Consider the following 13309-nt stretch of genomic DNA (forward strand, 5'->3'; position numbering starts at 1 on the left):
GGCGCACCCGCCACCAAAGCCGGGCCCGCGCCAGCCACTACCGCACCCGGACAGGCCGCGCTCACTCACCGTGAAACCACCGGCTGTAGTACTAGTACAGCGCCTCGCCCATCGGGGAGCTGTCGCCGAAGATGTAGGCGCGGATCGCTGCCAGATACGCATCGCGGCCGACCCAGCCGTCACCGTCGGCGTCCAGTGCGTCGAACGCGGCGGCAGCGTTTCCCGGGGAATTGTTCAACGCGGTGCGCAGCATCGTGAACTCGGCCTTGTCCAGGGCGCCGTCCCCGTCGGCGTCCGCGAGGTCGAAGAGCGAGCCGAGCGCGGACCGGCAGATGTTGTCGAACTTGTCGGCGTCCACCCATGCGTCGTACTCGTCGAAGGTCAGCGTCCCGTCGCCGTTCGAGTCCATCGCCCCCCAGGCCTGCCGGCCTTCGGCACGGGCGGTGACGACGAGCGGGTCGCCCTCCGTGCGGCCGGTGGCGTGGACGGTCCGGTCGATGCGGGAGAGGTAGTCGTGCGCTGAGACGACCCCGTCCCCGTCCGCGTCCATCATGGCGAAGACGCGCCCTGTCGCGCTGATGGCAGATGTGGCGGTCGCACGGTCCACTCGGGTCTCCTCATGCTCGCTGCAGTTCGACGAGGGCTCGTCCCGCTCTCCCTACCCGGCTCGCTCCGAGCCTCATACGGCCGGTGAGAGCAGAGCGCAGGGGACAGCGCGCCCGGTTGGGTGCGCGCGGGGGGTGCGCTTCCGGACGCTGCGGTGGCGGCCGCGGCCCGGGGTAGTCAAGGGTCGGTAGTGGTGCCGGACGTGTGGGAGGGCTTGTGTTCGGAATGCGTGGCACGGCGGTGACGCTGGGGTCCCTGACGCTCGTGGTCTCGTCGTTGGTGTGGGCGCCGGCCGGTTGGGCCGGAGGAGGCGGTCACGAGGCCGTCACCTGCACGGGCAGCGCCCAGAGCCGTTACGACCCGCCGCTCACCCTCCTGCCCCAGGTGACGCGCAACCACGCGGACGTGCGGTACACGTGCACCGTCGGGCCGGGCCGTACCGTCGAGGCCACCGGCTCCTTCGATTCGGCCCCGGCCTCGGTGTCCTGCGGTTCGCTGTCCAACGGCAGCGGCGAGGAAACCGTCCGGTACGCCGACGGACAGCGGTCGGTGATCGCCATCGACAGCACCACCACGTCCCGTGTCGCGGGCGTCCTGACCTCCTTCCAGTCCGGCCGGGTCACCGACGGACGCGGCGCGGGGCACCACGTGCGCCGGACGGTGGTCGGCCGGGCCCGGCAACTGCCCACGGACTGCCTCACTTCCGGCCTCCAGGGCAGGGAAAGCTCCGTCCAACTGGAGATCCTGCCCTGACGCCGAACACCCCCGGCCCGCCGACCTAGGGCCGGAAGGCCAGGACCTCGTTGTGGCCGCCGAAGCCGAACGCGTTGCTCAGCGCGAGGCCGATCTCCTGCTCGCGCGCGGCCTTGTGGACCAGGTCCAGCTCGAAGGCGGGGTCGACCGTCTCCAGGTTGGCCGTCGGCGGGACGAGGCGGCGCTGGAGCGTCAGGACGGTCAGGGCCGCCTCGACCGCGCCGCCCGCGCCGAGGCAGTGGCCGAGTGCGCCCTTGGCCGAGGTGACGCTGGGGGCGTGCGGGAGGACCCGGGTGAGCAGGGCCGCTTCGGTGGAGTCGTTGATGCGGGTGGAGGTGCCGTGCGCGTTGACGTGGTCCACCTCCCGGGGGGACGCTCCCGCGTCCGCGAGCGCGGCGCGCAACGCGGCCTCGGCGCCCCGGTGTTCGGGGTGCGGGGCGGTGACGTGGTAGGCGTCGCTGGTGGAGCCGCAGCCGGCCAGGACCGCGCGCGGCACCGCGCCGCGCCGCCGGGCGGCGTCCGCGCGCTCCAGCACCAGCACGGCCGCGGCCTCGCCGAGCACGAAGCCGTCGCGCGTGGCGTCGAAGGGGCGGGCGGCCGCCGCCGGGTCGTCGCGGCGGCCCGAGAGGGTGCCCATGCGCTGGAAACCCACGGCGATCAGGGGGGTGACGGCCGCGTCCGCGCCACCGGCGACCACGACGTCACAGGCCCCGGACAGCAGCAGGTCCCGGCCCAGCGCGATGGCGCTGGCCCCCGAGGCGCACGCGGTGGACACGCTCAGGTTCACCCCGCGGGCCCGCAGGTCCATCGAGACCTCGGCCGCCGGCATGTTGGGGATCATCTTCGGCACGAGCGTCGGGGAGATCCCCTCCGCGCCCTCCCGGAGCAGATCGCGGTGGCCGTCCTCGCACGCCCGCTGACCGCCGAAGCAGGTGCCGACGACCACGGCCACCCGAGCGCCGTTCCAGCTGCCGGGGTCGAGTCCGGCGTCGCGTACGCCCTCCCGGGCGGCGGCGACGGCCAGTTGGGAGCAGCGGTCCGTCCGCCACAGGGCCCGGCGTCCGAGATGGGCCGCGGGGTCGAAGCCGGGGACGCGGCAGGAGAAGTCGACGGGCAGGCCCGCGAGCCCGGGGTCGGGTGACGCGGTCGCCCGGCCGTCGAGCACGCCTTCCCAGGTGGCCTCCGCCCCGACCCCGGCGGGGGTGACCATGCCGAGGCCGGTCACGGCGACCTCGGGACGGGTCACGGCATCACTCCCTGGGCCGCCCGTGGCGCGCGCTTGTCCTCCAGCAGGGCCACCAGCTGCGGGAGGGTCTGGTACGAGGTCACCTCGTCCTCACCGACCTTGACGTCCAGTTCCTTGCCCAGGGTGTAGAGCAGCTCGATCACGGCCAGCGAATCGAGGTCCATCGAGGCCAGCGTCCCGTCCGCCGCCAGCTCTTCGGGAAGCACCTGGAACTTGCTCACCAGAATCGCTTCCACGGTCTCCCGCACTGAGGTCATGCAGTATCTCCTGTGGTGATCGAGGGGTCGTCGGCGAAGGCGTAGTCGCCCGTCTTCGCCACGCTGTGGAGCACGTCCCGCACACGGTCGGCGAAACAGGCGACGCCGATGCCGGCGAGCTCCGTGTCGGGGTGGCGTGCGGTGAACCGCACGCCGTCGTGGGTGCGGTTCAGCCAGATGTTGGCCTTGTTGCCGCGGGTCAGCCGGAACAGCGTCCGGGCGTTCCATTCGGGCCACCGCCGCGCGCCGGGGATCACCCGCATGTCGGTGAAGGAGACGAAGGAGAAGAACTCCGGCATCGCGCGCTCCAAGTCCCCTTCCAGGCCGAGGAGTTCCACGACCCTGAGGAACGGCACCCGGGTGCGGCTCATCGCCGCCCTGGTGGACCGGTGCGCGCCGTGCACGGCGTCCTGGAACGTCCTCGCCGTGCCGAGGTCGATCTCGACAGGGCCCAGCCCGATGAACCAGCCCATCGAGCGCGCCCACTCCTGCCGGGAGCGCGTGTGCATCGGCATCACGGTCCGGTAGACCCGCGCGCCCGTGAACTGGTGGGCGGCGATCGCGAAAGCCGTGAGCAGTCCGGCGAGGAAGCCGCCGTCCGCCGCGTGGCAGACCTCCTCGACCGCCTCGGCCTCGGCGGCGTCCACCAGCCAGGTGTCCAGCATGGTGTGCGGCACCAGTTCGCCGTCGGTGACGCCGAGGTCGAGGGGGAACCGCGGCAGCCGTCCGCCGCTGTCCGCGACGAAGCGGCTCCAGTCCACGACGGCCGGATGGTCGGTGCCGACCTGCTCGACGGCGGCGCGCTCCATGACGCCGTAGTCCACGTAACTGCCGATGCCGTCGTGCACGACCGTTTCCCCGGCGGCGATCGCGGCGTACAGGTCCTGCAGTTCCTGTACGGCCATCGCGACGGAGTACCCGTCGGCGTGCGCGTGGTCCACCCCTACGACGACGGTGGTGGAGTCGGCGCGCTCCACGGTCTCCACCACGAGACTGGGCAGCCGGAACGCCTCCGTGGCGCCGTCGATGCGCTCCTGGAGGTACGCGCGGAGCTCCTCGCCGCTCGTGAAGTCGCCCAGGGGCGCGTCCCGCACGGACACCGCGTGGCTGCCGACGGTGAACCGCTCGGGCTTCCCGCCCTCCAGGCGGAAGCCGCTGCGCAGCGTCTCGTGCCGTTCGGCCCAGGCGCGCACCGTCTCGCGGAACACCTCGGTGTCGAGGGGGCCGGGGATCTCGAACCCGAATCCCAGCCAGGCCGGCGCTCCGAGACCGCGCTCCACGAGCTTCAGGGAGAACGTCAGATGCAACTGCTGGTTGTACGACAGGGGCGTCGCGCCCCCGGCCGTCCGCGACGCCTCTTCGAAGGGCGCCGCGTCCAGCGTCCACTCCCTGAGCCGGCCGGGGCGCACGTGGTACCCGGCGAGCGTCGTCATCAGCATCCGCGGACCCCGTCCCCGGTGCGACGCCGATGCCCGGGGCCGGTTCCGACATCCCTCGCCACACCCACGTGAAGCCCCCAGATCTCGCCGTCCGCCATATCTTCCGCGTTGAGTGCCCAACGGCGGTCCGGCTCATGGCACGCGGACCGCGCGCGTACACGGATTGGCGAACCGGCTCCGAAGCGGTGGCAGGGTTTGTCGTGGTGCCCTATGAGACGTGGCGGTCCGCCGGGTTTCACGTCGTTCGCGCGGCAGGCCCCCACCCGCTTGGATGCGGGAACGCACGTCCGTTCCCACCGCGCCGCCCGACGGCTTCCCGACCGCTGCCGTAGGCCTCCGCAGCAGGCCGGACGCCCGCGCAACGGACCCGTACTTTTCGGTCATGAGTCGGCGATCCATGGGTAGACGACCTGCGAAGAGATGAGGAGCCGCACAGATGGTCGTGATCGAATTCCCTTACGGGGATGCCGCCGGGGCCCGCCACGCGACGGCGGAGTTCCTGGCCAGGGACTGCCCGTGGGCGGATCTCGACGCCGTGGTGCTCGTGGTGTCCGAGCTGGTGGCCAACGCGATCCGGCACACCGGTGGCTGGTGGCGGCTGTGTGTGCGGGCGGTGCAGGGGCGGCTGGTGGTGGAGATCGCCGACGCCAGTCCCCGCCCGCCCGAGCCGCGCACCCCGGACCTGGCCGGGGGCGGCGGGCTGGGCTGGCACATGGTCGAGCGGCTGGCCACCCGGCTGGAGGTGGTGGACCGCCGGCCGGAGGGCAAGACCGTACGGGCCACCTGGCTGCGGCCGGCTCCGCTGCCGATCGGTATCTGAGGCGGCATCCGAGGCTCGGCATACGGGACCGCCGCCCGCGAGCAGGACCGGGAGGAGAGGAGGCCGGGGTTACCTCAGCCCCAGCAGCCCCAGGCGCAGCCGGCCGAGGATGCGGGACAGCAGCCGCGACACGTGCATCTGGGAAATGCCCAGCTCGGCGCCGATCTCCGACTGCGTCATCTCCGCGCCGAACCGCATGCGCAGGATCTTCCGTTCGCGGTCGCTCAGCTCGGCGACCAGCGGCTTGAGGGCATGGAGGTTCTCCACGCCCTCCAGGGCCGGGTCGATGTCGCCGAGCCGGTCGGCATAGCTGGTGCCCGACTGGTCGGAGCCCTCGTCCACGGGCACGTCGATGGACCCCGCGGTGTAGCCGTTGCTGGCGACGATGCCCTCGACGACCTCTTCCCGGGTGATGCCGAGGTGCTGGGCGAGCTCGGCGGGGGTCGGCGCGTGGTCCAGCTTCTGGGAGAGCTCGCCGGTGGCCTTGGCCAGCTCGACGCGCAGCTCCTGGAGGCGGCGCGGCACGTGCACCGACCAGCTGGTGTCCCGGAAGTGCCGCTTGATCTCGCCGACGATGTACGGCACGGCGAAGGTGGTGAACTCCACCTCGCGCGAGAGGTCGAAGCGGTCGATCGCCTTGATCAGCCCGATCGTGCCGACCTGGATGATGTCCTCCATCTGGTCACCACGGCTGCGGAAGCGGGACGCGGCGAAGCGCACGAGCGAGAGGTTGATCTCGATCAGCGTGTTGCGCGCGTACTGGTACTCGTGGGTGCCTTCCTCCAGTTCGGCGAGGCGGTCGAAGAAGAGCTTGGACAGCGCGCGGGCGTCCCGCGGTGCCACCGTCGTCGCGTCCTCGATGTACGGCAGCCCCCCGACCGACTCTTCGAACCGCTGCGCAACAGCCGTCGAATGCTCTGTCGTAACCGTGGATGCCGTGATGGTCACGTCGTCCTCCCCAGATCCGTTGCTGACGTCCGCCGCCTACCCGGCGGCCCGGCGGGCATGCCTCCTCTTTTCGCCCAGGGCGAAGCCGTCCCCCTTGCGGCGTGGGGACGGGACAGGGAAAAGAGGGGCACGGGACAGGAAGGGGCCACGGCCGAACCGGGGCGAACGTACCCACGGCGCATGTCCGCCCGTCCCTCCACGCGGCCCCGCCTAGACTGGTCGTGCCGGGCGCCGGATGCCCGACAGGGACGGGAGAGCGACAGTGGCCGCAGGAGTCGGAAGCGTCGGAGGCTTCGAAGGGAGCTTCGGTGAAGGCTTCGACGACCCCTCGGCGGAGGTGCTGTCGGAGGCGGCCGCGGCGTTCGGGCTGCTCGCCTCGTCGGCCCGGCTGCATCTCGTGTGGGCGCTGTCCCAGGGCGAGAGCGATGTGAGCGGGCTCGCCGAGCGGGTGGGCGGGGCGCTCCCCGCGATCAGCCAGCACCTGGCGAAGCTGAAGCTCGCCGGCCTGGTGCGGTCCCGGCGCGAGGGGCGGCGCGTGGTGTATCTCGTGGACGACCCGAACGTCGTCACGATCGTTCGGCTCATGGTCGGCCAGCTCGTCGACCGCAGGACCGGTGCGGAGGCCCTTCCCGGCGCGGCCGCCGGGTCGCGTGCCGGTTCCGGGCGCCTCCGTGGTCTGGGCGCCTGAGGGCCCTGCCGCGGGCGGGGCAGCGGCTGAGGAGAACGCCCGCGAGCACACGGAGGGCGGGCGCGGTACCGCCCTCGAAGTCCTGCGCACGCTGCGGAGCGGCCCGCGCGGGCTCGTGGAGGCGGAGGCCGAGGAACGCCTCGCGCGGCACGGCGAGAACACCTTCCCCGGGCGCCGCCCGGTCTCCTGGCCGCGCCGCTTCGCCCGCAGCCTGCGCGACCCCTTCACCGCCGTCCTGATCTGCCTCGGGCTGGTCTCGGCGGTCATGTCCGCCTGGGCCACCGCCTGTGTGATCGCGGTCCTGGTCATGGTCAGCTGCGTCCTGCGGTCGACCGGCGAGCACCGCGCGGACCGCTCGGCCGCGGCGCTGCGCGACATGATCGCGACCACCGCGACGGTCCGCCGCCGGCCGGCGCCGGACGCGCCCGCCCTGACCCGCGAACTCCCCGTCGACCAGCTCGTTCCGGGCGACGTCGTGCTGCTCGCGCCGGGCGACCTGGTCCCGGCGGACCTGCGGCTGCTGCGGACGACGGGGCTGACGGTCCATGAGGCGGCGCTGACGGGCGAGTCGGCGCCGGTGGTGAAGCACGGGCTCGACGTGCCGGGGTCCGACGACCACGCGCACGCCCGTACCCACAGCTGCTTCCAGGGAAGCAGCGTCGTCTCCGGCACGGGTACGGGCGTCGTGGTGGCGACCGGCGCGGACACGATGCTCTCGGGCGCGCTGCCCGACCGGGACCGCGAGGCGTACGGGTGGGGGCGCCGCGGGTCCGCGGTGGTCAGCCCGTTCGACCGGTCGGTGAACGGCATCGCCTGGACGCTCGTACGCTTCATGCTGCTCACCGCCCCGCTGGTGCTCATCGCGGGCGCGCTGCTGCGCGGGCGCGGCATGGAGACCCTGCCGTTCGCGGTGGCCGTCGCGGTGGGGCTCACCCCCGAGATGCTGCCGGTCGTGGTGACGACCGCGCTGGCCCGCGGCGCCGCGCTGCTCGCCCGGGGCGGCGAGGTCATCGTCCGGCGGCTGCCCGCGCTGCACGACCTCGGCGCGGTCGACGTGCTGTGCGTGGACAAGACCGGCACGCTCACCCAGGACGTGCCCGTCGTGACCTGCGCGGTCGACGGCGAGGGCCGGGACGACCCGGCCGTCCTGCACTGGGCGGCGGTCAACGCCCTGTGGACGCTCCAGCTGGCGGAACTGCCCGCGCCCGACGCGCTGGACGAGGCGATCCTCGACGCGGACGAGGAACGCGGCGGCGGGGTGCTCGGCGCGGACAGCGTGGAGGGGGTCGCCGCGCTGCCGTGCGGGCCGGGCCGCACCCTCGCGACAGCGGTCGTACGCGGCCCCGCCCACTACGAACCCGGCCTCCTCGGCACGCCCGGCAACGTCCGCGCGCTGACCGGCGGTCCCGCGCCGGCGAAGGTGCACACGCTGGTGGTCAAGGGCGCGCCGGAGGACGTGCTCCGGCACTGCACGCGCGCGGGCCACGCCGGGCTCCCGCTCGGCGTGGAGGAGCGGGAGCGGCTGGCCGGGCGCGCCGCCGCGCTGGCCGCCGACGGGCTGCGGGTGCTCGCCGTCGCGGTCGCGGAACGGCCCGCGCGCGGGCGGCCGTACACCCCGGCCGACGAGCGCGACCTGACCTTCCTCGGCTTCGTCGGGCTGCGCGACGCGCTCGCGCCCACCGCCGCCGAGGCGCTCACCGCGCTCGCCGAGCGCGGCATCACCGTGAAGGTGCTCACCGGCGACCACCCCGGCACCGCCGCCCGGATCTGCCGTGAGCTGGGCCTGGAGCCGGGCGAGGTCGTCACCGCCGACCGGATCGAGGGGCTCGGCCCGTCGGCGCTGGCCCGTCTCGCCACCCGTACGACGGTCTTCGCGCGGTGCGCGCCCGAGCACAAGGCCCGGATCGTCCGGGCCCTGCGCGAGGGCGGGGGCCACACGGTCGGCTTCCTGGGCGACGGGGTCAACGACCTGTCCGCGCTGCACGCCGCCGACGTGGGGATCTGCCCGCGCGACGGGGTGGACGTGGCGCGTGAGGCGTCCGACGTGGTGCTCGCCTCGAAGGACCTCACCGCCCTGGAGCGGGCGATCCTGGCCGGGCGCCGCAGCACGGGCAACATCGCCGCCTACTTGCGCATCACCCTCTCCTCCAACCTCGGCAACGTCATCGCGATGCTGGCGGCCGGGCTGCTGCTGCCGTTCCTGCCGATGCTGCCCGCGCAGGTGCTGGTACAGAACCTCTGCTTCGACGCGGCCCAGCTTGCCTTGGCCTTCGACCGGCCCGGGGCGCACGCGCTCCGGCACCCGACGGTGCTGCGGCCGCGCGCGCTGTTCCGCTTCATGACCGGCTTCGGGCTGCTGAACGCGGTGGCCGACCTGACGACCTTCGGGGTGCTGGCGCTGGCCGTGCGCTCGTTCGACGACGAACGGGGTCAGGCGGCCTTCCACGCGGGCTGGTTCACGGAGAACCTCCTGACACAGTCGCTCGTGATGCTCCTGCTCCGCTCCAGCCGCCGCCTGGCGGAGGGCGGCGCGCCCGCTCCGATCCGGCTGGCGGCGTCGGCGCTGGCGGTGGTGGGCCTGCTCCTGCCGCTGTCGCCGCTGGGCCCCGTGCTCGGGATGACGGCGCTGCCGCCGCTGTACTACGGGCTGATGGCGGGGGTTCTGGCGCTCTACGGTGCGGCGCTGGGGGTGGCGCGACGGTGGGGATGAGTGCGGGTGCGTTGCCGCCTGCGGCGGGCTTTTCCCCAGCCCCGCCCCTTCCCGAAACTGGGGCTCGCGCCCCAGACCCCCGGCTGCCCCGCCGTTGCCGCCTGCGGCGGGAGCTCCCCCAGCTACCTGGGAGGTGCCCCCAGCGGGCGCGTCCTCAAACGCCGGACGGGCTGGATGACGGACCGTAGCCGCATATTCAGCCCGTCCGGCGTTTGAGGACACCGCGCGGAGCGCGGTCAGGGGGTCCGGGGTCTCCCCGGTTTCGGGAAGGGGCGGGATAGGGGAACAAAGCCCGCCGCAGGCGCAGTGACAACCCGCCGTCACCAATCGCCGCCCCCGAAGCCACCCCCGTCACCGCCCCCGAAGCCGCCGTCTCCCCAGCCGCCCCCACCAGAGAAATCGTCCGAATTGAAATCGGACCCCGTGTAATCCCCGCCCTCGACCCCACCACCGTCCGGCGAGGCCGCGTACGCGGGACCGCTGAGGACGTTCCCGAGCATCGTGCCGACGAGGAGCCCCGGCAGCAGACCGCCGCCGAAGTAGCCGCCGGCCCACGGCGCGTACGCGGGGCCCGCGTTCCAGTACGGCTGGGGTCCGCTCATGGTCTGGACCTCGCGGGACAGCGGCTCCCGGCCGTCCGCGATCCGGGCGGCGTCGGCCGCGCAGGCCGGCACGGTCCGTACGGCACCGCCGGGCGGGGCCCACTGGACGTCCTGGACGGAGGGCCCGTGGCGCGGGTCGAAGAAGCAGGGGACGCGGCGCTCGGGCAGCGGGGACTTCGTGCGGCGGGCGGCGAGGGTGGCGAGCGCGAAGCGGCCCTTGTCGAGGGTCTCGGTCACCGCCGTGACGTCCGTCGGTTTCGCGGCGGCGGCCATCTTCGACTTGGCCTCCTCGTAGGCGTCGAGGGCCTCCTCGTAGTCCTTGCGCATCGCGTCGTCCGCGCCGGGCTCGGACGGGGAGAAGTCGAGCCGGTCGAGCTCCTCGCCGAAGGCGGTGATGTCCTCGTCGACCACGACCCGCAGCGCGTCGAGCTCGGCGCGCTCGCGCTCCTCCCGCTTCTTGCGGTTGCGGCGGTAGAGGGCGTACGCCCCGGCGCCACCGGCGACGATCACCGCGCCGCCGGTGATCAGCCCGGTCGCGCCGACGCCCCCGCCGGAGCCGCCCCAGGAGCCGGGCTCGCGGCCCTTGGCCTGCCGGTCGGCCTGGTCGACGAAGTGGTTGAGCTGAGTCTTGACGTCGCCACCGGACCGCTGGACGGAGCCGACCAGATTGCGGGTGGCGTTGCGGGACATCACGCGCGGGTCGGAGGCCGCGTTGACGGCGTCGCCCAGGTGGACCACGTAGACACCGGCGATGCCGACCTTGGTGCGCAGGTCCTGGATGACGGTGGCCCTGGGGTACTCGGAGGCGGCGGGCAGCACGGCGACGAAGACCGGCTTGCCCGCGTCGCGGATCTTCTTCGCCAGCGCCTGGGCGTCGGCCGCGGGCAGCTGGTCGGCGGCCCGGGGGTCGACGTAGACCGGGCCCTTGGTCAGCACTCCGGCCGCGGCGTCCAGGCCGGTGGCGCTCGTGTCGGCGTGGGCGGACGGCGCGTAGAGCGCCGCGCCCACCAGCACGAACAGGGCGGCGATCAGGGCCGGCAGCGACCTGGGCAGCGCCCGGGGGAAGGCGGGCATGGCGTTGCTCCTCGGAGAAGGACTGCTCGTGGAACTCTTCGGGCTCACGGGACTCACTCTGCGCTTACCACCAAAACGGAATATTCAGGCACGGGGTTCCCCCCCTCTTCTTTCCCCCCTTGCCCCCCTGCCTCTCTCCTACGGCTCAGCCGTAGGAGAGGTTGGCGCAGGGGTCGTCGTCCGCGGACCGGGCCTTCTCCGCGACGTCGGGCGAGAGCGCGCCGGCACTCGACTGCGCCGGGGACGGCGAGTCGGACGACGGGGCGGCCGACGGCCCGTCGGCGTAGTCGTGGCCGAGGACGACGGAGATGCCTGGCGCGGACGCTCCCCGTACGTACGAGCCGGGGAAGAGCCGGGCCAGGGTCCGGGCGTGGTCCGCCTCGCCCGGGCCGAACTCGATCACGGTGGTGGCCTGGTCCCGCTCGGCGGCGGTCCCGGTGCCGGTGACGGTGTAGCCGTGGTCCTCCAGGGCACTGGTGGCCCGCGCGGCGAGGCCCTTGACGGTGGTGCCGTTGGCGACGGCGACGCTCACGCCCTTGCCGGACACCGGGGCGTCCGCCTGCATGGCCTGCTGCGGCTGCTCCGACGGTGCGGGGCTCGCGCCGCGCTTGCCTCCCGCGTCCTTGCCGTCGATCGTGCGGTCGGCCTTGAGGGAGGCCCACAGGGCCTCGGCGTCGGGGTGCACGATGTCGACGCGGTTGCCCGCGTAACGCCAGGGCACGGTGACGAACTTGATGTTGTGCAGGTCGATGTCCTTCAGCGACATCGCGAAGGACAGCAGCTTGTCGGCCGAGCCGAGGCCGGGGTCGACGGTCATCGACTTGGTGGCCGCGTCGGCGAGCGGGAGCAGCGTGGTGGGGCTGAAGCCCTGCGAACGCACCTTCTTGATCATGCTGGAGACGAACGCCTGCTGCCGCTGTATGCGGCCGATGTCGGAGCCGTCGCCGATCCCGTGCCGCACGCGCACGTAGTCCAGCGCCTTCTGGCCCGAGACGCTCTGCTGTCCCTTGCGGAAGAGGAGGTCGCCGCGCGAGCCGAGGTTCGGGTTGAGGTCGCCCTGGTAGACGTCCTTCGGCACGCACACCTGGACGCCGCCCACGGCGGAGGTCATCGAGGAGAAGCCGGCGAAGTCGACGACGACCGTGTGGTCCACCCGCAGCCCGGTGAGCTTCTCCACGGTGTTCTGGGTGCAGGCGGGGTTGCCCTTGGCCGAATCGCCCACGGAGAAGGCGGAGTTGAACATCACACGGGTCTGCTCGGCCGTCCAGCTGCCGTTGGGCAGCTTGCACGGCGGGATGTCCACGAGGGAGTCCCGGGGTATGGAGACGCCGATGGCGTGCTTGCGGTCGCCGTAGACGTGCAGCAGGAAGGCGGTGTCCGAGCGGCCCACGTCGCCCTCGCCGCCGCCGAGGTCCTTGTTGCTCCCCGAGCGCGAGTCGGAGCCGATGACCAGGACGTTCTGCCCGGCGGCACCCGCGGCCGGACGGTTGTCGGAGAGCCCGTCGGCGCCGAAGGTGCTGATGTTGCCGTTGAGCTTCAGGTAGAACCACCCCACGCCCCCGGCCAGCAGCACCACGAAACCCAGGGCGACCAGGCCGATGGTCCGCATCCGGTGATGCGTGCGCCTGCCTCGGGTGCCAGTCATATGCGAGCCCTCATCCACTCCCCCGCTCCGTACGTCTCCCCGACGGAGTAGACGGACGAGCACGGCCTCAGGTTGTCCAGTTGCGCAATCTAGCAAGTATGGTGAAGGCGGCCGTCATGCAGAAGGCCGTGGAAGTCGGCGCGATAATCGACTCGATAATCAACGCGGAAGAGAGAGGTGGATCCGTCAATGCTGCGCAATGCCCTGGAGCCCTGGCACATCCTCGTCGTCGTACTCGTCGTGGTCGTTCTGTTCGGGTCCAAGAAGCTGCCCGACACCGCCCGCGCGCTCGGCAAGTCCATGCGCATCCTCAAGAGCGAGGCCAAGGCCATGAAGGACGACGGCGGCGCCGAGGCCGGTCCCGTCGTGACCCCCGCCCCCGCGGCCACGGTGACCACGGCCAACAACGTGACCCCCACCACCACCGCGCACCCCGCCGACAGCCCCAGGTGACCCACGGGTCACTCTGCCGCCGCTTGCGGTACACCCGCCCCTGGTGAGCTTCCCTCGGGCCCGGCGAA

The 13309-nt window shown here is 72.9% G+C and carries 12 protein-coding genes; 5 read left to right on the top strand and 7 right to left on the bottom strand.

Going from position 1 to position 13309, the window contains the following annotated elements:
- Window positions 1-91: 91 nt before the first annotated feature.
- Window positions 92-607: an EF-hand domain-containing protein gene (locus AB0435_RS29580; protein WP_366428365.1), complete on the bottom strand. Its 516-nt coding sequence runs from the start codon at window positions 605-607 to the stop codon at window positions 92-94.
- A gap of 215 nt (window positions 608-822) precedes the next feature.
- Between AB0435_RS29580 and AB0435_RS29585 the strand changes: the two genes are divergently transcribed.
- On the top strand, window positions 823-1359 hold the full coding sequence (locus AB0435_RS29585; protein ID WP_366007823.1) for a hypothetical protein: 537 nt from the start codon (window positions 823-825) through the stop codon (window positions 1357-1359).
- Window positions 1360-1384: 25 nt separating this feature from the next.
- Here the strand turns inward: AB0435_RS29585 and AB0435_RS29590 are convergent, their stop codons facing one another.
- The 3 genes from AB0435_RS29590 to AB0435_RS29600 are packed head-to-tail and all read right to left on the bottom strand — an operon-like array spanning window position 1385 to window position 4301.
- On the bottom strand, window positions 1385-2605 hold the full coding sequence (locus tag AB0435_RS29590; protein WP_366428366.1) for a beta-ketoacyl-[acyl-carrier-protein] synthase family protein: 1221 nt from the start codon (window positions 2603-2605) through the stop codon (window positions 1385-1387).
- Window positions 2602-2862 (bottom strand): acyl carrier protein, encoded by a 261-nt coding sequence (locus AB0435_RS29595; protein ID WP_366428367.1) that lies wholly within the window; start codon window positions 2860-2862, stop codon window positions 2602-2604. Before AB0435_RS29595 ends, AB0435_RS29590 begins: the two co-directional genes overlap by 4 nt.
- Complete coding sequence (locus tag AB0435_RS29600) at window positions 2859-4301, bottom strand: condensation domain-containing protein (RefSeq protein ID WP_366428368.1); 1443 nt, start codon at window positions 4299-4301, stop codon at window positions 2859-2861. The genes AB0435_RS29595 and AB0435_RS29600 overlap by 4 nt, the downstream gene beginning before the upstream one ends.
- A 436-nt stretch (window positions 4302-4737) precedes the next feature.
- Between AB0435_RS29600 and AB0435_RS29605 the strand changes: the two genes are divergently transcribed.
- On the top strand, window positions 4738-5121 hold the full coding sequence (locus tag AB0435_RS29605; RefSeq protein WP_366007828.1) for an ATP-binding protein: 384 nt from the start codon (window positions 4738-4740) through the stop codon (window positions 5119-5121).
- A gap of 69 nt (window positions 5122-5190) precedes the next feature.
- Here the strand turns inward: AB0435_RS29605 and AB0435_RS29610 are convergent, their stop codons facing one another.
- Window positions 5191-6069 (bottom strand): RNA polymerase sigma factor SigF, encoded by an 879-nt coding sequence (locus tag AB0435_RS29610; RefSeq protein WP_366007829.1) that lies wholly within the window; start codon window positions 6067-6069, stop codon window positions 5191-5193.
- Between the two features lie 262 nt (window positions 6070-6331).
- Between AB0435_RS29610 and AB0435_RS29615 the strand changes: the two genes are divergently transcribed.
- Together AB0435_RS29615 and AB0435_RS29620 are read left to right on the top strand one after the other, a co-directional pair.
- A complete protein-coding gene (locus AB0435_RS29615) occupies window positions 6332-6757 on the top strand; it encodes a metalloregulator ArsR/SmtB family transcription factor (protein WP_366007830.1) in 426 nt (141 codons plus the stop codon).
- On the top strand, window positions 6741-9467 hold the full coding sequence (locus AB0435_RS29620; protein WP_366428369.1) for an HAD-IC family P-type ATPase: 2727 nt from the start codon (window positions 6741-6743) through the stop codon (window positions 9465-9467). Before AB0435_RS29615 ends, AB0435_RS29620 begins: the two co-directional genes overlap by 17 nt.
- 320 nt (window positions 9468-9787) lie before the next feature.
- Here the strand turns inward: AB0435_RS29620 and AB0435_RS29625 are convergent, their stop codons facing one another.
- Complete coding sequence (locus tag AB0435_RS29625; protein WP_366007832.1) at window positions 9788-11143, bottom strand: hypothetical protein; 1356 nt, start codon at window positions 11141-11143, stop codon at window positions 9788-9790.
- Between the two features lie 145 nt (window positions 11144-11288).
- Window positions 11289-12788, bottom strand: a complete 1500-nt coding sequence (locus AB0435_RS29630; RefSeq protein ID WP_366007833.1) for an LCP family protein — start codon at window positions 12786-12788, stop codon at window positions 11289-11291.
- 189 nt (window positions 12789-12977) lie between these two features.
- Between AB0435_RS29630 and tatA the strand changes: the two genes are divergently transcribed.
- Complete coding sequence (tatA, locus tag AB0435_RS29635) at window positions 12978-13241, top strand: Sec-independent protein translocase subunit TatA (RefSeq protein WP_366007834.1); 264 nt, start codon at window positions 12978-12980, stop codon at window positions 13239-13241.
- The last annotated feature ends 68 nt before the right edge of the window (window positions 13242-13309 follow it).

This window comes from Streptomyces sp. NPDC051173, from assembly GCF_040689515.1.
Classification (GTDB): domain Bacteria; phylum Actinomycetota; class Actinomycetes; order Streptomycetales; family Streptomycetaceae; genus Streptomyces.

Bases quoted from the DNA above. Each gene is read 5' to 3' on its own strand.
- AB0435_RS29595 (WP_366428367.1), bottom strand. From the start codon at position 2,862: ATGACCTCAGTGCGGGAGACCGTGGAAGCGATTCTGGTGAGCAAGTTC.
- AB0435_RS29600 (WP_366428368.1), bottom strand. From the start codon at position 4,301: ATGCTGATGACGACGCTCGCCGGGTACCACGTGCGCCCCGGCCGGCTC.
- AB0435_RS29605 (WP_366007828.1), top strand. From the start codon at position 4,738: ATGGTCGTGATCGAATTCCCTTACGGGGATGCCGCCGGGGCCCGCCAC.
- AB0435_RS29625 (WP_366007832.1), bottom strand. From the start codon at position 11,143: ATGCCCGCCTTCCCCCGGGCGCTGCCCAGGTCGCTGCCGGCCCTGATC.
- AB0435_RS29630 (WP_366007833.1), bottom strand. From the start codon at position 12,788: ATGACTGGCACCCGAGGCAGGCGCACGCATCACCGGATGCGGACCATC.
- tatA (WP_366007834.1), top strand. From the start codon at position 12,978: ATGCTGCGCAATGCCCTGGAGCCCTGGCACATCCTCGTCGTCGTACTC.